Origin of the sequence: Bradyrhizobium sp. CCGUVB1N3 (assembly GCF_024199925.1) — a bacterium.
Lineage (GTDB): Bacteria > Pseudomonadota > Alphaproteobacteria > Rhizobiales > Xanthobacteraceae > Bradyrhizobium.
Genome location: NZ_JANADR010000001.1, coordinates 5,859,860 through 5,879,512 on the forward strand (window position 1 = coordinate 5,859,860; position 19,653 = coordinate 5,879,512).

The following is a 19,653-nucleotide window of genomic DNA, read 5'->3' on the forward strand; positions in this document are numbered from 1 at the left end:
TTCGCGCCGGCTGAGCAAATCGACGGCGGTTACTGGCCGTTGGGCTTGCGGGCCGCCTTGGGCGCCTCATCCTTCAGCCGCTCCAGCGCATCCGGCATCATGCGGCCGAACATCGAGCTCAGCATCGCGGTCGGGATCAGGCCCGCATTGCCGGTCTCCTGGCCCGGTCCGCCGGACATCAGGAATTGCGGCACCAGCGGCTGGTTGATCTTCGTCAGGGCGTCTGCGAACTTCGTGAAGTTCTGCTCGGCCAGCCGGAACTCCGGCCCGCCATAGGCCTCGACCGAGAGTTTTGTCGCCTGCGCATTCGCAGCGCCGACCGCGAGCACCCGGTCGGCTTCGCCCTGGCCTTCGAGCCGCGACTGCTCGCCGACCGCGGCCGCCGTCACCTTTCGGGTCTCGGCATCCTTCTGCGCGCGTGCGAATGCCGCGGCGCCCTCGTTCTCGTTGACCTTGATCTGGATCAGCGACTGCGTCAGCGCCGACTGCGCGGCCGCTGTCGCCTTGGCCTCGTTGAGCGCGCGCTCCTGCACCGCGGCCTTCTCCTGCTCCTGGTAGGTCTCGATCTGCTCGCGCGCGATCTGGCGCGAGCGGAGCTGGATCAGGATGTCCTCGATCGTGTGGTCGCCAGCGGCGGCGCGCGGCGTGCCTATCAGGACCTCCTGGAGGTCGAGCGAGTAGCTTGCGAACTTCGCCTTCATCTGCCCCGCCGATTCCTCCTGGACCGACGCGCGGTTCTGGAGCAGTTCGATCAAGGTCATCTTCTGCGCGATATTCTTGAAGAACGCGCTGACCATCGGATCGAGCGTCTGCTCGACGAGCTTCTTCACGTCGCCGAAGCGCTGGATGATCATCGGCGCCTTCTTGTAGTCGATGTGCATCACCACCGAGAGCGGCAGCGTCGGCTCGAAGGCGTCCTTGGTGATCAGCGAGATCTCTGACAGATTCTCATCGAGCTTCATCGCACCGACCTCGCCGCGCACCCATTTCAGGATGAAGTTGACGGTCGGGATGATCTCGATCTTGCCGGCATAGGTGTTGAACGCGTATTTGCCGGGCAGCAGCGGATCCCGCCAGACACCGCGGCCGCCGTTGACGACGAGCTCGCCGTGCCGATACTGCTCGCCCGACACGTCGTCGGACTGCGGTCCGGTGTAGAAGATGACGACGCCGACATTGCCGACCGGGATCACGGTCTTCGGCACCGCCTCGACGGTCGCGAACAGGCGGTTGATGTACCAGGTGCCCTCGACGATGACCTGGAGCTGCCGGCCGCGATAGCCGCCGGCCCGCAGGAATTGCTCGGGCTCCTGGAAATTGTTGTGAAAGGTCTCCCGGTCGCGCAAGCCGACGCCGACTTCGGGTGCGATGATCTCGCCTGAAGGCAGCGACGGGCCGTCATGCACCGTGACGATGCCGACGAGGTCGTGATCGGCCGCGAGCACGACGGGCGCAAAGCCCCATCGCTCGGCGATCGTGAGCTGCATGGCGTCGAGCACGCCGCGCTCCTGCTCGCTCAGGGCATGACCGTGGACGCGATCGTCGGTGATGATCGCGAACTGCGTCGTGTTGATCGCATAGGTGCCTTCCCGCAGAATCTTTCGCTGCGGCCCCTTCTGGCCACCGCCAAGCAGGAATCGACGCGCGTCCTCGAAGTCAGACTTGTCCTCGCTGTCATTGGCGCCGAGCACCTGCGAAGCGGCGAGCGGTGCGCCGTCACGCGCGAACACATAGGCGATCTTGCCCTGTCCGACCGTGACGAGATCCGACTTGTGGATCCGGTACATGAACGGAAAGAACACGTGCAGGCCGCCGCGAAGGACTTCCGGCTCATAGCCGGCTTCGCCATTCAGCGCGATGAAGCCGCCTTCGATCGAGCCCTTGGTCGTCCACAGCTTCTCGACGATGCCGACCTGGTTGTTCGGGATGTAACGAAAAATATTGGCGACCCGCAGCAGGATCAGAAACGCGACCGCCGCCGCGGCCCACAGCGCCGGCTGGATCAGCCAGGCGCTATCGAAACCATTGAGGTTCATAGTTCATCTCCACAATTCGCAACTGGGCGGCTTTGGTTAACCAAGCCACACCCCAGAATTGCGGGAGCGCAGATGTGAATACGGACCCTGCTTCGCAAGCAGGCTGTCGCGTGAAGCCGTGCCAATCTTTTTTTTATTGGCTACTTGACGGGCGGGACAGAGTGAGAAAGGCGGCCAGTTCTGAAAAACCGCATTTGAGAGTGGCGATCCCGGGATGACTCGAACATCCGACCTACGGTTTAGGAAACCGCCGCTCTATCCGGCTGAGCTACGGGACCGCGGAACCTGCAGAGGGTGCAGGCACTTGGGGTCTGCATAGCAGAGCAGGTCGCAAATCGCCAGCGTTGCGATGCGCCGAAAGGACGGCAATGCGGCGGTCTCAATCGTGCTCCTCGAGCTGGGCCGCCGTGCCGTGAACCGGGCAATTTGCGTCGGGCGCGGCCAGCATCCCGGAGGGCTCCAGCTCATCCGTCTTGGAGTCGTGCGAGATCACCTGGCAGGTGCAGCCGAGCGCGATCGCCTCCGCCGTTCCGGGTTTTGGTAACGCGCCATCCGGCGTTGCAGGTAGTCGCATCAGAACCTCCCGCCTGTTGGATGTCCACTTCTCCCGCAAAGCGAAACATTGACCATCGTCAATCGTTTCATCACCACTCTAATATCCCCGATTTGGTCCATCGGGAGCGCCACCATGATCGAGAGCATCAGCGCCATCACGCTCGCCACCCATGACATGCCGCGTGCCGTCGGCTTTTACCGTTCGCTGGGCTTTGAGATTCTGCACGGCGGCGAAGCCGGTTCGTTCACGAGCTTCCGCGCCGGTCCCGGCTATCTCAACCTGATCGCCCAGCCCGCGGACAAGCACTGGTCCTGGTGGGGCCGCGTCATCTTCTACGTCGCCGACGTCGATGCGCTCCATCAGCGTGCGCTCGCGGCCGGATGGCAGCCCTCGACCAGCCCACGCGATGCCGAATGGGGCGAGCGCTACTTCCATCTCACCGACCCCGACGGCCACGAGCTCAGTTTTGCAAGGCCGTTGTCCTGACCCGGTTAAGTCACGCCCGCTGACGTTCCCCAATGGGCAGGTGGCGGCGTCTCAGCCGCTGTGGCAAGCTCGGCGCGGTTTCCTCATGCGAGAATTGTATCGGGTTCTAACCAGGGAGGACGACCATGGTGGCCTATGTCGTGCTGGGAAACTTCACCGATCAGGGAATCCGGAACGTCAAGGATTCACCGAAGCGGGCCGATGCTTTCAAGGAAATGGCGAAGACGTTCGGCGTGACCGTGAAGGAGATCGTCTGGACGCAGGGGCGGTATGACTTTGTGACCCTCCTCGACGCACCAGATGAGGCCGCGGCCATGTCGCTCAGCGTCAGTGTTGGCGCACTCGGCAATGTCCGCACGGAAACGCTACGCGCGTTTTCGGCGGCGGACATGACGAAGATCGTCGGCAAAATGCTCTGACATTTGAGCCCGCATAAGCGCGACTGCACCGGACCGCGATGTCGATCCCGGAGAGGCGGCCTCATCGTCCTCAGTCGGCATGGGTCCGCAGCTCACCGATCTGCGGTGCAGCCCGACGTTCTATTTTGCTGCAGACAGACGCACAGCCGCCAAGAGGCTGTCTTTGAACTCGCCCTTCAAGGTAACAAACAAGCTCGACCATTTCCGGCTCTTGAACTCGCAGCCGCCCCGTGGACAATATTCTTTATCTCGATAGTCTCCGAAAACGACGCCAAGTAGGGTCATTCGACGACCCCACAGACGAAACAGGGCGCTACCCGATGCCCCGACTTCGAACTCGCAGTTCGTTTCAAACGTCTGCCAATCCCTTACGTCGCGTATTTGGCACTCCTGTATCGTCTTGTTGAACGGCCCGTCCTTGTCCGTCTTTCCTGTGGCTTCGATATCATAACCGACAACCGCCAGGACACGCTCCAGCTCCACCAGAATTTCGGGCTGTTCATAGATTTCGTAGGGCGTCACGTCTGCGGGAAATGCGAGTTTTGCGACTGCCCAATCGGCGCTACCCTGTCTCGGTGCACTGTCCACGCACGGGCCCATCCATATGGTCGCTGACAAGGGAACGGTCCGCATCTGCGCTCCCAAATAGTACTCGAACGTACACTTGTCGGGCGGCGTCCGAAGCTTGCAAATTTCCCGAAACGCATGAGCTACCGTCGTGATCACGTCGCGCGCTCCGGTCACTTGCGCGCTACTAGCTCCACCGGGGCACCGTAAGATTCCACTTGCCGCAAAGCGGCTTCCAACCCCATCTGCAGAGAGACTGTTTGCTTTTGCGTACCCCTCTTCCGTCATTCGCCGGTTTCTATCCGCCAAAGCAACAGTGACTATCGGCTGCATGGGATGATCGTTGATAGTCTCATGGCCGTTGTAGAGGAACGCTGACGCACGGTCGGCACCAAGGCGCCGCATCTCCAACGAACCAACCTCGTTGTCTCCAGAAACAAGCAGAAGGAGAACGCCAGACAGGATGAATGCGCAATTCCTCATCACTTGAAGTAACCTCGGCATAAAGAATATGAGAGAGCTTTGGCTGAAACAAAGGGTGTGAAATCGCTTTCGAAAGGAGCAACGGCCGACTTCGCTTTAATCCATCTCGTCTTCTTGGTGGCACCGTAATCGTGCGCTCACGGGACGAAGTGTAACAGCCCGAGCCGAGCCTTCAAGGCATCCGCAGCTCAGCGGTCCGCGGTGCAGCCCGGCAGATCGAACAGCGCTGCGAGCCCGCATGTCGAGGTCAGCATCTTGTCGCCGTCGTGACCGACGCCGGCGACGTCGAACAGCTTGTGATTGGGCGTGCCGTGGTCGCGCCTGGCCATCGCGTCCGCATAGGCGTGGCCGCGGGCGTAGCGATAGGGTCCTTGCGCGCGCGCCATGCAGCTCTTGTCCAGCGCCGAATGCTCAGGGTTGGTATCGCGCGTGCCGAGCAGATAAATCACCTCGCGCTCGACATAGCGCTGCTCGAGCGCGGCGGGCGCGGCGTCGCTGAGATAAGGAGGCCGCACCTCCATGCCGTATTTCCAGTTGTCGTAGCCGGCGCAGGAGGCGGCGATCGACGGCTCGGGCCGCTCGCTACTGAAATACGCATAGGATGACGGATTGGCGACGACGTAGCGCACCTCGATGTGCTGGCGCGCCAGCGTCGCCTCGCCCCTGCCGGCGATGGCATAACGCTGCGCGACCTGGGCGCCGCCGGAATGACCGGCGACCACGACCTGCTTGAGGTTCGGAAAGATCCGCCGGTCGCCGAGCTTGGCGAGGATCGCATCGAGTGCCTCGAACGAAGAGGCCGGGTTCGGCGCGAGTGCAGCCTCGCCGCCCTCCCATCCCTCCAGCGACCAGCGCAGCGTCTCGTCGGGCAGCTTGTACGCATCGATATCGACCTGCGCCAGAAACTGCGGAACGATCATGATGGTGGCCTTGCCCTCCTGGCCGGCCGCCGCCTGCGCCGTTCGCGCTGACTTGTAATAGACGTCCGCATTGCGCAGCCGCCCGTGCAGCACGATGACGGCGCGGGTGATCGACGGCAGCGGCAGCGCCCAATCGCTGGAGAGATAAAGTGGCAAGAGGCCCTGGTCGCCGACCGCAAGGCGGGCATCAGCGACCGCCTTCACCGGCGCGCGGTTGGGCGCGTCCTCATCGGCGGCATTCGCGCGACACGACAGCAGCGCCAACGCAATCGTTGCGACATATGTCCGCCATCTCATTGCCAAAAATCCTCTCACGCGAAGCCTTGACTAGAAGCCTCTTGACCAAGAAGGCTTCTAAACTTGAGGTCTTGCAACTCTATGCGCATCGTGTGCCATGCCGCTGTGACCGGCCGGCCACGTCAAGCAAAAAATGTCAGCAATGCAGCCATGAAAATGTCGGGTTCCACGGGTGACAAGTGGCTGGAAACAGGCGAAAATTCGACTGATTCAGTTGAGTTCCACAAAGATTGTATCTGTTGAATGTCGTTCGTGATCGCTTCGCGTAGCGCGAGATCGTCGCTTGGCTTGATTGCAGGGCTCATCCTGCTGATGCCGGCGCATGCCCACGCGGAATGGTGGAAGCGCACGCCGAGCGATTTCGAGGAATGCGCCGATCGGGCCGAGAGATACGCGACCAAGCAAGAGAAGACGGCGGCGCTCGCCGAGTGCAACGCCAAGTTCGCCGGCCGCCGCAAGATAGGTGGCGGGTACAGCTACTACGACGTCCTCCAGGATCGCAGCTTCGACATCGCCGGTCCCAATCCGACGTCGGAGGAACAGAAAAAGATCGACGAGTCCTACGCCGCCTATCTCGCCAATCAGCGTCGGGCCAACCTGGCTGCCGAGGCCGCCGCTAAGCAGCAGCAACAGCAACAACAGGAGCAAGTCCAGCAGGTCGCACTGCGCACCGAGACGGCGCGTGTGCCGGTTCCGGTGGAGCGGCCCAAACAGCCGCGCCCGAAGGCATGCACCAAGGACTCGTTCTCCTGCGAATGGCCAAGGCTGTCGGAGAGCTTGAACGAACTGAAGAAGCTGTTCAGCCCGACGCCGAGCAAGGCGAAGAAGGGCTAACTGTCGCGTCTCGCGCCAATGTCGTAGGGTGGGCAAAGGCGCGCAGTTCGCGCGCCGTGCCCACCATCTCTCCAGGATTGCGCCAGAAGCGGTGGGCTCGCTTCCATCCTCGCTCTTCGAGCGAGGATGGCTGCTTTGCCCACCCTACGGCGCCATCAATTCGCGTGCTTCTTCTTGGTTCGCTTATGCGTGGTTGTCGGCGGACCAGCTGGCGCAACCGTCGTCGCCGCGCTGCTCGGCGCCGACCGGCTCTCCTGTAACCGCCTGTCGTAGCCGGGCGACGGGGTGACGGTCGGCGGACGCGCCTGCGCGAGCGTTGATGCACCCCAGAGCATTGCAGCTGCAATCGCCATCATCGGAACAGGCTTCATCGGCACGCCTTCGGTCGGACCAACGCTCACGCACCACTGCGGATCTGCTGCGGCGTCAGGCGCGGCGGGCCTTGCCCTGCGCTTTCCGTCTCCCTGATCAGCGCAGCAATGCGGCGGCACAGCGGCACGTCTACACCATGCTGGTCCGCCAGCGCGATGATCGCCCCTTGCAGATAGTCGATCTCGGTCTTGCGCCCCTGCTTCAGGTCCTGCCACATCGAGGAGCGCGCCTCGGGATCGATCTTCATCGTCCGCCCCAGGATCACGTTGAAGATCATGTCGGGCAGCCGCAGCAGCGTCGGTGTCCAGCGCGGCGGGATCGGCGTCGCCGACACCGGGTTGATCCCCGCCGCATTCATCGCCGCAAGCCCCTCGGCCATCTGGTCCGCAAACAATCGTCGCCAGTCCCGGCTCGCGAGCTGCGCGGCAAGCGGCATGTCGGACAGGGCGCTCAGCGCATTGTTCAGATTGATGATCAGCTTGCCCCACTGCACGCCAGTGATATCGGGACTCGCGCGCATCGCAACGCCCGGCACAGACAGCGCCGCAGCGGTATCGGCCTGATCTTTCTCGACGTGAATGTCGCCGGAGGTGGAGCGATGGAAGCGCCCCTCGCCCATTGCGATCACGTTGAACGGCACCATACCGGCGAGCACGCGCCGCCCCGGCAGCCTGTCGCGCAGGATTGCCACATTGCCGACCCCGTTCTGCAGGGAGACGATGACGGCATCCTCCGGCGCGTGCCGGGCGATCAGCTCGGCGACCTCAACCGTGTCGGCGCTCTTCACCGTCACCAGGACCACGCCAACACTGTGAAAAATCGAGGCATCCTCGGACAGCGCGAGCTGGCCCGCAGAGAGCTGCTGCTCGCTGCCGTCGAAATCCGTCAACCGCAGGCCGAACCGCTCGATCTGCGTCTTCACCCGCGGCCGGACCAAAAGCGCCACGCGGCGCCCGGCCGCCGCGAGCTTGCCGCCGACGAAGCAGCCGATGGCGCCTGCGCCAGCCACGGCGATCGGTCGTTCCGTCACCACCCGTTTTCTCCGTTTCAGATCCGCCCCTCGATACCAGAGGCCAAGCTCGCTGCCCATCAGGTCCGCTGCCCATTGCGGTTGCTGCGCGACCGCCTTGTAACCGTCATGAGAGCCCCATATGTTTTCGCCCCGGGGGGCATGTTCAGCGGCAGGAGAGCACCATGGGTCTACTCGACGTCCTCAACGGCATGCAGAACGGCCCGCGCGGGTCGAGCACGCCGAGCTCCTCGCAAGAATCCTCCGGCGGCATGTCGCCGATGACCATGGCAATCCTTGGTCTGTTGGCGTGGAAAACGTTCAAGCATTTGACGGCCGGCCAAGGCGGCGCGGCGCCGCAATCGTCACCATTGCCGCCGCCCACGCAGGCCAATGCCGGCGGCGGAGCACTTCCGGGCGGCGCACCCGGCGGCGGCGGTCTCAGCGACGTGCTCAAGGGCGGCCTCGGCGGCCTGCTCGCGGGCGGCGCCGCCGGCAGCGTGCTCAGCGGCGGACTCGGCGATCTCCTCAACCAGCTTCAGCAGGGTGGCCACGGCGAAACGGCGAATTCCTGGGTCGGCAAGGGTCAGAACAAGCCGATCGCACCGGGCGACCTCGCCAACGCACTCGGCGCCGACCAGATCCAGAGCCTGTCCGCCCAGAGCGGCCTGTCGCGCGACGAACTCCTGTCCGGTCTCAGCCAGTATCTGCCGCAGGTGATCGACCACCTGACGCCGGACGGACGGCTGCCGACCGATAACGAGCTGTCGGGCCGGATCTGATCGAGCTCTGATTTCAGTCGTATCGTTGCTGCAAGGGAGTTGCGAACATGGGCGGGATTATCTGGGTCATCATCGTCGGTTTCATCGCCGGCCTCATCGCGCGCTGGCTGATGCCGGGACCGAAAAATCCGCAGGGCTTCATCCTCACCACCGTCCTCGGCATCGTCGGCGCGTTTCTCGCAACGTTTATCGGCCAGGCCATCGGCCATTACAGCCTGGACCAGGGTGCCGGCTTCATCACCGCCACGATCGGCGCGGTGGTGGTGCTGTTCATCTGGCACCGCCTGGTGGCGAGCGGCGTGATCAAGGGTTGACGTTTCGCTCCGTCATTCCGGGGCGATGCGTCGGCATCGAACCCGGAATCTCGAGATTCCGGGTTCACGCTTCGCGTGCCCCGGAATGACATTCCTCACGTAATCAGATGCAGCCCGGCATCCATGCGCACGATCTCGCCGGTCATGTTGCTGGAGGCCGGCGTCGCCAGGAAACAGACGAGCTGCGCGATGTCGTCCGCGCTCGAGGCGACCTTGAGCGGCACTTTCGCGACCACGCTGTCGCGCACCTGCCTGGCGCCATCCTCGCCGCGGCCCTTGGTGAACCAGGGCGTATCGATATAGCCGGGGCAAACCGTGTTGACGCGGATCAGCGGCGCAAGCGCGCGTGCCAGCGACAGCGTGATGGTGTTGAGCGCCCCCTTGCTTGCGGCATAGGCGATCGAGGAGCCGACACCGCTGATACCGGCAACGGAGGACACGTTCACCACCGCTGACGCCCGCCCCGAGGCGTTCGCGCCGGCCTCGAGCAGCTTACGCGCCGCACGCACCATCTGGAACGGACCGATGGTGTTGACGCCGTAGAGCCGCTGAAAATCTTCCGCCGACAAACCGTCGAGATTGGCGTGAGCGACGTGCTTGGTGGTGCCCGCATTGTTGACGAGCGCGTCGAGCCGGCCCCAGGCCTCCGCCGCCGCGACGATCCTGCGGCAATCCTCGTCGCGCGAGACGTCGCCCTGTGCGATCACGACCTCAGCCGCGCCGGCCTTGCGGCAGGCTTCCGCCGTAACCTCCGCTTCCTTCTGGCTCGACGAATAGTTGATGACGAGCCGCGCGCCGTTGCGCGCGAGAATGTTCGCGGTCGCAGCTCCAAGACCGGATGCGGACCCCGTCACGATTGCGCACAAGCCGTCCTTTGCCATCCGGTTATCCTCTCTTGTTCTGAATGCCAGCGACCCTGTTTAGCGAGTTTGCGGACGGCTGCAAATCGACCAAACTCCGCTAAGCGGAATTAGTCGTTTGCCCATGCCCGCGCCGCAGGCGGACCCGCGATCAACGCTTGTCAGGGCCGTGGCTTTTTCCGATCATCGGGCGCAAGAAGAGACCTGCGCACCCGCTCGAAACGACGGACGCGCCAATGGCAAAACACGGGGCAAAACACGGGGAACGCTGTGGCGGAGAGTGACAACATCGTCGTCGAGACTGCGGAGAAGATCTTCGCCGATCTCGCCGATCCGCAAACCATCAACAACGACAAGAAGGACGCGTGGAAAGCGCCGCTATGGCGGGCGCTGAGCGAGGCCGGACTGCCGTTGGCGTGGGTGCCGGACGATCTTGGCGGCTCCGGCGCGAGCCTCGCCGATGGCTTCGCCCTGCTCAATGCGGCGGGGCGTTTTGCGATCGCAGTTCCACTGGCCGAAACCATGCTCGCCGGCTGGCTGCTCGCGCAGGCGAAGATCGCCTCCCCGGAGGGCGAGATGACGGTGCTGCCGGCGAACCCGAAGGACCGCATCACCCTCAATCCCGACGGCTCACTCTCCGGCCGCGTCCGCGGCGTGCCCTTTGCGAAAGCGGCGAAGCATTTCGCGGTGCTGGCGCACGGCAAGGACGGCGCCTCCATCGCACTGGTCGATGCCGGCAAGGCTAAGGTCGAGGCCGGGCTCAATGTCGGCTACGACAACAGTGACGTCGTGACACTCGACAAGGTCGCGCCCATCACGATCAAGCCCGCGCCAAAGCACCTTGACCAGACCATGATGATGTTGATGGGTGGCGTCGCGCGCAGCCTCCAGATCGCGGGCGCGCTGGAATCGATGCTCGACATTTCCGTGCGCTACTCCAACGAGCGCGTCGCGTTCGAGAAGAAGATCTCGAAATTCCAGGCGGTGCAGCACAACCTCGCAAAGCTCGCCGGCGAATCCGCCGCGGCGCTGGCGGCCGCGACCTCCGCCGCCGATGCAATCGCGAGCGCGACTGCCTTCAACGACGAGGTCTATCTCGAAGCCGCCTCCGCAAAAATCCGCTGCGCGGAAGCCGCCGAAAAGGGCGGCGCCATCGCGCATCAGGTGCACGGCGCGATCGGCTTCACCATCGAGCACATATTGCATCGCTACTCGCTGCGGGCGCTGGCCTGGCGCGACGATTTCGGCTCGGAGAGCTACTGGGCCGTCGAGCTCGGCAAGCTCGTTGCCGCCAGAGGCGCCGATGAATTGTGGCCGCTGGTTGCGTCACGCTGAGTTCAGGGAACGAGACACATGACCGCCGCTCTCCGTTTCGATCCGATCCGCCTGCCGCCCAAATGCGAGGAGCTGCGCAAGGAAGTGCGCGCCTTCCTTGCCGAAGAAATGGCCCGCGGCACATTCAACCCGTTCAAGCCGAATCGCGAGGACACCGACGTGCCGGAATTCTCCCGCCGCGTCGGCGAGCGCGGCTGGATCGGCATCACCTGGCCGAAGAAATATGGCGGCCATGAACGCTCCTTCCTCGAGCGCTATGTGGTGACCGAAGAGATGCGCGTTGCGAATGCGCCGACGCGTCGCTTTTTCGTCGCCGACCGCCAGAGCGGACCGGTGCTGTTGAAATATGCACCCGAGCACATCAAGATGGATATCCTGCCGCGCATCTGCCGCGGCGAATTGTGCTTCGCCATCGGCATGAGCGAGCCGAACTCCGGCTCCGATTTGTTCGCGGCCAAGACGCGGGCGACCAGGACCGACGGCGGCTATCTCATCAACGGCACCAAGATCTGGACCTCGTCGGCGCACATTGCCGACTACATGATCGCGATCTTCCGCACCTCGCAGCCGACCAAGGAAAACCGCCGTCACGGCCTGACGCAGTTCCTGGTCAAGATGAAGCAGCCGGGCATCGAGGTGAACCCGATCGGCCAGATCACCGGCCAGTACGAGTTCAACGAGGTCGTCTTCACCGACTATTTCATTCCGGATGATCACGTGCTGGGCGAAGTCGACGGCGCCTGGAAGCAGGCGACATCCGAGCTCGCTTACGAGCGCTCGGGTCCCGAGCGCTTCCTCGAAACCTACTACGTGCTGACCGAGCTGGTGCGCGCGGTCGGCAACGATCCGGATACGCGCAGCGCCGAAGGCATCGGCCGCCTCGTCGCGCAGCTCCACACCATGCGGCGCATGTCGGTCTCGGTTGCGGGCATGCTCCAGGCCGGCAAGGAGCCGGTGGTCGAGGCCTCCATCGTGAAGGACATCGGCACCGTGTGGGAGCAGCAACTGCCGCATCGCGTGCGCGATCTCGCCGCCTTCGTCGAGGAGACTGCCAGCAATCGCGAGACACTGGAGCGGCAGCTCGACTTCGCCATCAAGACCGCGCCGAAACTGACCATCCAGGGCGGCACCACCGAAGTGCTCCGCGGCATCATCGCCCGCGGGCTTGGCTTGCGCTAACGAGGATCATCATGAGCAGCTACAAGGATATCGGCGTCGAGAAGGTCGGGCACGTCGGCACCATCGAGATCCGCCGCCCGCCGCTCAACTTCTTCGACATTTCCCTGATCAATCAGATCGCGGACGCGCTCGACGAATTCGATTCTGACATCGAGATCCGCGCCTCCGTGCTCTCGGCCCAGGGCAAGGCATTCTGCGCCGGCGCCAATTTCAACGACCCGGCGCGGCAGGAGCAGGAGGCACGGGCGGCAAAAGGCGATCCAGCCGATAGCCTCGGGCCGATCAACCATCTCTACATCCAGGCCGTCCGCATCTTCCGCGCCAAGAAGCCGATCGTCGCCGCCGTGCAGGGCGCTGCCATTGGCGGTGGGCTCGGGCTCGCGGTCTCAGCTGATTTCCGCGTCACCTGCCCGGAGGCGCGCTTCTCCGCGAATTTCACAAAGCTCGGCTTCCACCCGGGCTTCGGCCTGACGGTCACGCTGCCCGAGCTGATCGGCAGGAACAACGCCGAGCTGATGTTCTACACCAGCCGCCGCGTCACCGGCGAAGAGGCCCACAGATGGGGCCTCGCCAACGAGTTGGTGTCGCAAGACCAGGTGAAGCCGGCCGCTTTGAGGCTCGCCGGCGAAATCGCCGAATGCTCTCCGTTAGGGCTCGTCTCCACCCGCGCCACTATGCGCAACGGATTAGCCGATCGCGTGATGGCCGCAACCAACCACGAGCTCGCCGAGCAGACGAGGCTGCGCGCGACCGAGGACTTCAAGGAAGGCGTGAAGGCGACGGAGGAGCGCAGGGCTGCGAACTTCAGGGGGCGCTAGCTGGCTTTCTTCCTTCTCCCCTTGTGGGAGAAGGTGGCGCGAAGCGCCGGATGAGGGGTTGCATCCGCGCATTCACCGCAACAGAGTTGTCCGCGGAGAGAACCCCTCACCCGAGTGAGACGGCGGCTGATGGCGGAGCCGCCCTCTCCCACAAGGGGAGAGGGCACAGCAATTCGCATCGCATCTTGCTACGAGCTGCTTCACCCTCTTGCAAGTGAGCGGCTCACTTCCTCCCCACAACCAGCGCATCCACGATTGTGACACCCTGCCCTTCCGGATGCACCAGCACCGGGTTGAGCTCGATCTCTGCAATCTCCCGCGCATGCCGCGCCGCAAGCACGGAGACATCCGCGATCAACTGCGACAGTGCGCCAACATCCGCCTTCGCCGCCCCGCGAAAGCCGTTGAGCAGCGGCGCCGACTTCAATCCAGCCAGCATCGCGCCGGCCTCCGCCGCGCTCACCGGCGCCGGGCGGTAGATGACATCGCGGAACAGTTCGGTGGTGATACCGCCGAGGCCCACCATCACCAGGGGGCCAAAGGTCTTGTCCGTCATCGTACCGACGATGATCTCGACGCCCCTCTTTGCCATTGGCCCAACCAGCACGCCCTGAACCGCGGCATCCGGCCGATGCTTGCGCGCGTTGTTTAGGAGCGCCTCGAACGCAAGAAACACCTCGCCCTTGGTCGTGATGTTCACCCGCACGCCGCCGACCTCGCTCTTGTGCGGAATGTCAGGCGACTGGACCTTCATCACCATCGGGAAGCCAACGCGCCCGATTGCCTCGTCGAGTCCGCCCTTCTCCGCAACCAGCACCTCGTCCGGCAGCGCGATACCGGCCGCACGAAGCAGGGCCTTGCTGTCGGCTTCGGACAGGACCGGCGATTGCAGAAACGCCGAGAGATCGTCCAACGGAAGCCGCATCTCCTCAGCAGGCATGGGCAGGTTGAAGGTCGCAAAGTCCACGAGCTGCCGCAAGGCGACGCCGACATGCGTGAGGCCCGACAGCACGACGACGCCGGACTTGGCAAGCTCTCGCCGCGCGAACTCCGACGGCAGCGTGTAGGAGTAGAACACGACCGGCTTCTTCTGGGCCGCCAGCACCGGCTTCAGCTCCGCCTCCTTGAAGGGCATCCGCACCTCGCTCGACAGCGACAGCATGACCAGGATCGCGTCGACCTCGTCGGACGCAGTAAGCAGATCAACGCTTTTCTGGAGGCCGCCCGAGGTCACGCCCTGGGCGGTGACGTCGATCGGATTTCGCGCCGTGCCGTATGACGGCATCAATGTCCTGATCTCCGCCTGAATCGGCTCGGACAGCTCCGGCACCTGCAAGCCCCTGAGCGCCACCGCATCCGTGCCCCAGATGCCGGCACCGCCGGACACAGTGACGACGGCGACACTATCGCCTTGCGGCAGTGGATTGCTGGCGAGCACCGCGGCGATCGTGAGCGCCTCGTCGAGATCGTTGGAGACGATGAAGCCGTATTTGGCGAACACCGCATCATAGGCCGCGGACCATCCCGCCATACTCGCGGTGTGCGAGGCGGCCGCGCGCAGACCAGCGTGGGAACGGCCGACCTTGGTGACGATGACGGGCTTCTTGATCTCGGCCGCACGCCGCGCCGCCGCGAGAAACTTCTCGACGTCGCGGATGCCTTCGATGAACAGAAGGATCACATCGGTCGCTGCGTCCTGCACCATGTAGTCCAGGAACTCGCCGGCGCCGAGATCGGCTTCGTTGCCGGTGGAGACGACGTAGCTCACGGCAACGCCGAGCGCCTTCGCACGGTTGTAATAGGCAAAGCCGATGCCGCCGCTTTGCGCGACGATGCCGATCCGCCGCATGGTCGCGACCAGTGGCACCACGCCCGGTTTGACATCGACCGCCGGACTGAACGTTGCCGCCACCCGCTGCACCTGACTGAGAAAGCCTTCGGCATTCGGGCCGGAGATGCGCATGCCCGTGCGCCTCGCCAGATCAGCGATTGCCTCCTGCAGCGCGGCGCTGTCGCCGCCCTCCTCCGCAAAACCGGACGAGATGATGACGGCGTTCTCCACGCCGGCGGCGGCGCATTGCTCGAGCGCCGGCAGTACCGCGCGCGCCGGGATGATGACGACGGCAAGATCGATCGGCGCGCCGATGTCCGCGATCGCCTTGTAGCAGGTGAGACCGTCGATCTCGGCGTAGTTCGGGTTCACCGGATAGATCTTGCCGGGATACTCGTTCCTGCGCAGCATCGACAGCAGCCGCCCCGGGATCTTCTCATGATCGCGCGAGGCGCCGATCAGCGCGATGCTTGCCGGTGCGAGGAAGCTGTCGAGCGGATGCCGCATGAAGTGATCCCCTTCTTGTTCTTCGTGAGCCCACCGCACGCTCTTGACCCGTCATCCCAGCGCAACGGCGAAGCCGTTGTCGCTGGAGGTGCGAGCTGCGCGCTGCACCGCACCGTGCAGGGAGCCTCGAAGGATGAACGGCCCCGCCGGTGACCGTCGCCCTTCGAGGCCTCCGCTACGCTTCGGCACCTCAGGGTGACGGATAACAATCAAGGGATCAACTGACGCGGAACGTCACCCCACCCAGCAAGAATTCATTGCCCGCCACGGCAAGCCCCTTCTCCCTGGCCGCATGCAGGACACCCGCGACATCCGCCACCCGAAACTCCAGCGCGCTCATGATTTCGCTTGCGCCCTTGACGAAGCGGAAGCTGGCGTTGGGCAGCTTCAGCTCGGCCTCGCCGCTATCAGCCTTGCTCGGTGCGACGCCGATCAGCTTGCCCCAATGCTCGGCCAGGCCTTGCGGATCCGGGCTCTGCATCTCGACCGCCGTCAACGCCTGCGTCACGTCCTTGCGGATGAACTTTTGCCAATCCGGCCCCGCCGGCGGATAGGGGCCCAAGACATCGTCGCTGCCTCTGGTGTGATTGAACTCGATAAAGCCGGCGCGGCAGTCGCGGGGATGCAGTTGCACGCCGTGATAGGGCGGATGGTCAATCACGTTCGCGGTGCGCACGCCCATTGCATTCGCATTGCGGCCGCGCGCGTCCGGATCGTCGCAGCAGAAGATCGCCATATAGCCGCCGCGGCCGCCGGTCTTGGCGATGAAGCGGCCGGCCGCGGTGCCGTCCTGAAACGGCGCCACCACCTCCAGCAGGACCGTGTCGACCGGCAGCAGCGCGTTCTCCAGTCCATACTTCGCGACATTGCCGTCGCGATAGCAGACGGCAAGGCCCATGATACCGGCGATGTCGGAGATCACGGGCTCAAGCTGCGGCGCGACCAGGCAGATCTGCCGCAAGCGCATATAGCCGGTCATGGTCAGGCGCCCTTGAAGGTGGGTTTCCGCTTCTCGACAAAAGCCTTTGCGGCTTCCTTGTGGTCCTCGGTATCGCCGCAGCGGGTGTGATGAATGGCTTCGCCGTCGAAGCAATCCTCGAGCGGCAGGTGCTCGGCATTGTTGATGTTGCGCTTGATGTAGCCGAGCGCGATCGACGGGCCTTGCGCCAGCGACAGCGCGAGCTCGTGCGCGGCGGCATCGATCTCGGCATCGGGCACCACCTTCGTCACCATTCCGATCGCTTGCGCCTCCTTCGCGCTCAGCACCGGCGACATCAGATAGAGCTCGCGTGCCCGCGCGGCGCCGATGAGCTGGGTGAGGAAATAGGTGCCGCCATAATCGCCGGAGAAGCCGACCTTGGCAAACGCCGTCGTGATCTTGCAGGACTCGGAGGCGATGCGCAGGTCGCAGGACAGAGCCATCGAGAGGCCGGCGCCGGCCGCCGCGCCGTCGAGCTGCGCCACCACGGGTTTGGGCATCTGATGCAGGATGCGCGACACCTCCATGCCGCGGCGCAGGTTCGCGAGCTTGGTCTCGAACGGCAGCGGCGCGCGTCCCTCGGCCATCGACTTGACGTCGCCGCCGACGCAGAAGCTGCCGCCGGCGCCCTTGAACAGCACCGCGCGCACCTCGGGATCATCGGCCGCGCGACGCGCCGCCTCGACCAGCCCGCGCACCATGTCGGGGTTGAGCGCGTTCTTGCGCTCGGGGCGGTTCATGGTGATGGTGAGCAGCCCGCCTTCGAGCTTTTGCAGAACCATGTCGTTGCTCATGGGTGTTTTACCTTTGTTTGTTGTGTTCTTCGTCGTTCGGGGGCTCGCGAAGCGAGAACCCGGAACCTCGAGATTGTGGATCGAGATCCCGGGCTCGCGCTTACGCGCGCCCCGGGATGACGCTTCGCGTCATTTTTTCACCAGCGGGCAGCGCGACTGCTCGAGCGACTGGAACGCCTCGTTGCCGGGCACGGTGGCGAGCAGCTTGTAGTCGTCCCAGCGGCCTTTCGATTCCGACGGCTTCTTCACCTCGAACAGGTACATGTCGTGCACCATGCGACCGTCCTCGCGGATCTTGCCGCCCTTGGCAAAGAAGTCGTTGATCGGCGTTTCCTTCATCACCTTCATGACCGCGGTGGCATCGGTGGTGCCGGCCGCCTTCACGGCCTTCAAATAGTGCGTGACCGAGGAATAGACGCCAGCCTGCGCCGAGGTCGGCGGCCGCTTCACGCGCTCCTGAAAGCGCTTTGAGAACGCGCGGGTGTCGTCGTTCATGTCCCAATAAAAGGCTTCCGCCAGCAGCAGGCCCTGCGCTGTCTCGAGCCCGATCGAGTCGATGTCGGTGACGAAAGCGAGCAGCGGCGAGATTTTCTGGCCGCCTTTCGCTAGGCCGAACTCGGCCGACTGCTTGATGGTGTTGACGGTGTCGCCGCCGGCATTGGCAAGCCCAATCACCTTGGCCTTGGAGGCCTGCGCCTGCAGCAGGAAGGATGAAAAGTCCGACGTGTTGAGGGGGTGACGGACATTGCCCAGCACCTTGCCGCCGGTCTTCACCACCACATTGCTGGTGTCCTTCTCGAGATCCTGGCCGAAGGCGTAATCGGCGGTCAGGAAGAACCAGGTGTCGAGGCCGGATTTCACCGCGGCAAGTCCGGTCGTGTTGGCCTGCGCAAATGTGTCGAACACATAGTGCACGGTGAGGGGACCGCAGGCCTCGTTGGTCAGCCGGATCGAGCCGGGCCCGTTGAAGATGACGATCTTGTTGCGCGCCTTCGCGATCTCGCCGGCGGCGAGCGCGGTGGCGGAGGCCGCGACGTCATAGATCATCTCGACGCCCTGATTGTCGATCATGTCGCGCGCGATGTTGGCGGCAAGGTCCGCCTTGTTGAGATGATCGGCCGCGATGATCTCGATCTTGCGGCCCAGCACCTCGCCGCCGAAATCCTCCGCCGCCATCCTGGCCGCCATCTCGCTGCCAGGACCGGTGATGTCGGCGTAGAGGCTCGACATGTCGAGAATGCCGCCGAGCTTGAGAGGCGCCTTGTCCTGGGCTTTGTCCTGAGCCTGCGCTGTGCTCGCGACCAACGCCGCGACAAAGATGGCGGACAAAATCCTTTTCATGGAAAACCTCCCTTATCGCGCCGTGCTCTGATGGCGGCTTGGTTGTTAGTATTGGCGCGATCATGCAGGATGGGAAAGCGTGCAGCAAGCGTAGCGGCATCGCGAGGTGAGACGCTTGTTTTCCGCAAAATGGAATGACTTCGTAGAACGGGCAAAGGCGCGAACGCGCCGTGCCCACCAATTTCTTGGAACGATGCTTGTGGCAGCGGCACTTCTCGCGGCCTGTCACGGCACAACCTTCGCAGCCCCTTGCCAGTTCGACTCCCAGGGCGAAGGACGCGTCGCCGACATCGTCGATGCGCGCAGTGTGCGCCTCGACGACGGGCGCGAGGTGCGCCTCTCCGGCATCGAGCCGACTACGACAACGAAGCAGGCGCTGGCCGCGATGCTCGCCGGCCGCGACATTCGCCTGCGCGGCACCGATGACACGCCGGACCGCTACGGCCGCCAGCCCGCGCTGGTTTTCGTCGGCGAGAGCGACACCTCCGTGCAGGTCCTTTTGCTGTCCCAGGGTGATGCAATCGTCTCCGCCGAGATCGCGGACAAGGACTGCGCGGCGGCCCTGATGGCGGCGGAAGCCGAGGCGCGGCGCGGAAAAAAGGGCAGCTGGGCTGACCCGTCGGCCATAAAAAACGCGGAAAGTCCGGACGATATTTTGGCCGGGATCGGGCGCTTCGTAGTGGTCGAGGGTAAAGTCCTCTCCGTCCGGCAAGCTGGGGCAACGACTTACCTCAACTTCGGCCGGAACTGGACACGCGGCTTTGCTGTGACTATTTCAAGGCGCATGGTTCCGGTCTTCGAGAGCGCCGGGATCGTTCTCAAGTCCCTGGAGAATCGAAAGATTCGGGTCCGGGGCTGGGTCGAGGGGAATGTGGGGCCGCGGATTGACGCGCTCCGGGTGGGACAGATCGAATTGCTGGGCACGAACTAGCCG

20 protein-coding genes and 1 tRNA gene are annotated in these 19,653 nt (G+C 64.0%); 9 read left to right on the forward strand and 12 right to left on the reverse strand.

Annotation, left to right across the window (positions count from 1 at the left end; all coding sequences use genetic code 11):
- Nucleotides 1-29: 29 nt before the first annotated feature.
- The 3 genes from NLM33_RS27965 to NLM33_RS27975 all read right to left on the reverse strand — a co-directional run bounded on the left by NLM33_RS27965 (nucleotide 30) and on the right by NLM33_RS27975 (nucleotide 2,610).
- Nucleotides 30-2,036, reverse strand: a complete 2,007-nt coding sequence (locus tag NLM33_RS27965) for an SPFH domain-containing protein (protein ID WP_254100848.1) — start codon at nucleotides 2,034-2,036, stop codon at nucleotides 30-32.
- Between the two features lie 201 nt (nucleotides 2,037-2,237).
- Nucleotides 2,238-2,314: transfer RNA gene (locus tag NLM33_RS27970), tRNA-Arg, on the reverse strand.
- Nucleotides 2,315-2,415: 101 nt separating this feature from the next.
- The gene (locus NLM33_RS27975) at nucleotides 2,416-2,610 is read right to left on the reverse strand and encodes a hypothetical protein (protein ID WP_254100850.1); all 195 of its coding nucleotides are present in this window, start codon (nucleotides 2,608-2,610) and stop codon (nucleotides 2,416-2,418) included.
- 114 nt (nucleotides 2,611-2,724) lie between these two features.
- Here NLM33_RS27975 and NLM33_RS27980 point away from each other — a divergent pair, with 114 nt between their 5' ends.
- Both NLM33_RS27980 and NLM33_RS27985 read left to right on the forward strand, forming a co-directional pair.
- Complete coding sequence (locus NLM33_RS27980) at nucleotides 2,725-3,078, forward strand: VOC family protein (RefSeq protein ID WP_254100851.1); 354 nt, start codon at nucleotides 2,725-2,727, stop codon at nucleotides 3,076-3,078.
- 125 nt (nucleotides 3,079-3,203) lie between these two features.
- On the forward strand, nucleotides 3,204-3,497 hold the full coding sequence (locus NLM33_RS27985; RefSeq protein ID WP_254100853.1) for a GYD domain-containing protein: 294 nt from the start codon (nucleotides 3,204-3,206) through the stop codon (nucleotides 3,495-3,497).
- A 120-nt stretch (nucleotides 3,498-3,617) separates the two neighbouring features.
- Here the strand turns inward: NLM33_RS27985 and NLM33_RS27990 are convergent, their stop codons facing one another.
- Entirely contained in the window at nucleotides 3,618-4,223 is a 606-nt protein-coding gene (locus NLM33_RS27990) for a hypothetical protein (protein WP_254100855.1), read from the reverse strand.
- 512 nt (nucleotides 4,224-4,735) lie between these two features.
- The gene (locus NLM33_RS27995) at nucleotides 4,736-5,764 is read right to left on the reverse strand and encodes an alpha/beta hydrolase (protein ID WP_254100857.1); all 1,029 of its coding nucleotides are present in this window, start codon (nucleotides 5,762-5,764) and stop codon (nucleotides 4,736-4,738) included.
- Between the two features lie 243 nt (nucleotides 5,765-6,007).
- Between NLM33_RS27995 and NLM33_RS28000 the strand changes: the two genes are divergently transcribed.
- Nucleotides 6,008-6,598, forward strand: coding sequence for a hypothetical protein (locus tag NLM33_RS28000; RefSeq protein ID WP_254100859.1), 591 nt, complete (start codon nucleotides 6,008-6,010; stop codon nucleotides 6,596-6,598).
- Nucleotides 6,599-6,753: 155 nt separating this feature from the next.
- Here the strand turns inward: NLM33_RS28000 and NLM33_RS28005 are convergent, their stop codons facing one another.
- On the reverse strand, nucleotides 6,754-6,999 hold the full coding sequence (locus NLM33_RS28005; RefSeq protein ID WP_371929994.1) for a hypothetical protein: 246 nt from the start codon (nucleotides 6,997-6,999) through the stop codon (nucleotides 6,754-6,756).
- The gene (locus NLM33_RS28010; RefSeq protein ID WP_254100861.1) at nucleotides 6,996-8,003 is read right to left on the reverse strand and encodes a 2-dehydropantoate 2-reductase; all 1,008 of its coding nucleotides are present in this window, start codon (nucleotides 8,001-8,003) and stop codon (nucleotides 6,996-6,998) included. Before NLM33_RS28010 ends, NLM33_RS28005 begins: the two co-directional genes overlap by 4 nt.
- Nucleotides 8,004-8,164: 161 nt before the next feature.
- Between NLM33_RS28010 and NLM33_RS28015 the strand changes: the two genes are divergently transcribed.
- A complete protein-coding gene (locus NLM33_RS28015; RefSeq protein ID WP_254100863.1) occupies nucleotides 8,165-8,761 on the forward strand; it encodes a YidB family protein in 597 nt (198 codons plus the stop codon).
- Nucleotides 8,762-8,808: 47 nt separating this feature from the next.
- Complete coding sequence (locus tag NLM33_RS28020; RefSeq protein WP_254100865.1) at nucleotides 8,809-9,075, forward strand: GlsB/YeaQ/YmgE family stress response membrane protein; 267 nt, start codon at nucleotides 8,809-8,811, stop codon at nucleotides 9,073-9,075.
- Between the two features lie 95 nt (nucleotides 9,076-9,170).
- On the opposite strand, the gene NLM33_RS28025 is transcribed toward NLM33_RS28020, so the two are convergent.
- On the reverse strand, nucleotides 9,171-9,956 hold the full coding sequence (locus NLM33_RS28025; protein WP_254100867.1) for an SDR family NAD(P)-dependent oxidoreductase: 786 nt from the start codon (nucleotides 9,954-9,956) through the stop codon (nucleotides 9,171-9,173).
- 249 nt (nucleotides 9,957-10,205) lie between these two features.
- Between NLM33_RS28025 and NLM33_RS28030 the strand changes: the two genes are divergently transcribed.
- Genes NLM33_RS28030 through NLM33_RS28040 form a run of 3 tightly spaced genes read left to right on the forward strand, consistent with a single transcriptional unit; the run spans nucleotide 10,206 to nucleotide 13,267 of the window.
- Complete coding sequence (locus NLM33_RS28030; RefSeq protein ID WP_254100869.1) at nucleotides 10,206-11,270, forward strand: acyl-CoA dehydrogenase family protein; 1,065 nt, start codon at nucleotides 10,206-10,208, stop codon at nucleotides 11,268-11,270.
- An 18-nt stretch (nucleotides 11,271-11,288) separates the two neighbouring features.
- The gene (locus tag NLM33_RS28035; protein ID WP_254100871.1) at nucleotides 11,289-12,449 is read left to right on the forward strand and encodes an acyl-CoA dehydrogenase family protein; all 1,161 of its coding nucleotides are present in this window, start codon (nucleotides 11,289-11,291) and stop codon (nucleotides 12,447-12,449) included.
- 11 nt (nucleotides 12,450-12,460) lie between these two features.
- Nucleotides 12,461-13,267, forward strand: coding sequence for an enoyl-CoA hydratase/isomerase family protein (locus NLM33_RS28040; protein WP_254100873.1), 807 nt, complete (start codon nucleotides 12,461-12,463; stop codon nucleotides 13,265-13,267).
- Between the two features lie 223 nt (nucleotides 13,268-13,490).
- Here the strand turns inward: NLM33_RS28040 and NLM33_RS28045 are convergent, their stop codons facing one another.
- The 4 genes from NLM33_RS28045 to NLM33_RS28060 form a co-directional block, all read right to left on the reverse strand.
- Nucleotides 13,491-15,605 (reverse strand): acetate--CoA ligase family protein, encoded by a 2,115-nt coding sequence (locus tag NLM33_RS28045; protein ID WP_254100874.1) that lies wholly within the window; start codon nucleotides 15,603-15,605, stop codon nucleotides 13,491-13,493.
- Between the two features lie 217 nt (nucleotides 15,606-15,822).
- Nucleotides 15,823-16,584, reverse strand: a complete 762-nt coding sequence (locus tag NLM33_RS28050; protein ID WP_254100876.1) for a hypothetical protein — start codon at nucleotides 16,582-16,584, stop codon at nucleotides 15,823-15,825.
- Between the two features lie 2 nt (nucleotides 16,585-16,586).
- Nucleotides 16,587-17,378 carry an enoyl-CoA hydratase gene (locus NLM33_RS28055; protein WP_254100878.1) on the reverse strand — a complete coding sequence of 264 codons (792 nt, stop codon included), beginning with the start codon at nucleotides 17,376-17,378 and terminating at the stop codon, nucleotides 16,587-16,589.
- Nucleotides 17,379-17,507: 129 nt separating this feature from the next.
- A complete protein-coding gene (locus tag NLM33_RS28060; RefSeq protein WP_254100880.1) occupies nucleotides 17,508-18,719 on the reverse strand; it encodes an ABC transporter substrate-binding protein in 1,212 nt (403 codons plus the stop codon).
- 193 nt (nucleotides 18,720-18,912) lie between these two features.
- On the opposite strand from NLM33_RS28060, the gene NLM33_RS28065 reads away from it, so the two are divergent.
- Nucleotides 18,913-19,650 carry a thermonuclease family protein gene (locus NLM33_RS28065; RefSeq protein WP_254105902.1) on the forward strand — a complete coding sequence of 246 codons (738 nt, stop codon included), beginning with the start codon at nucleotides 18,913-18,915 and terminating at the stop codon, nucleotides 19,648-19,650.
- Nucleotides 19,651-19,653: the final 3 nt, after the last annotated feature.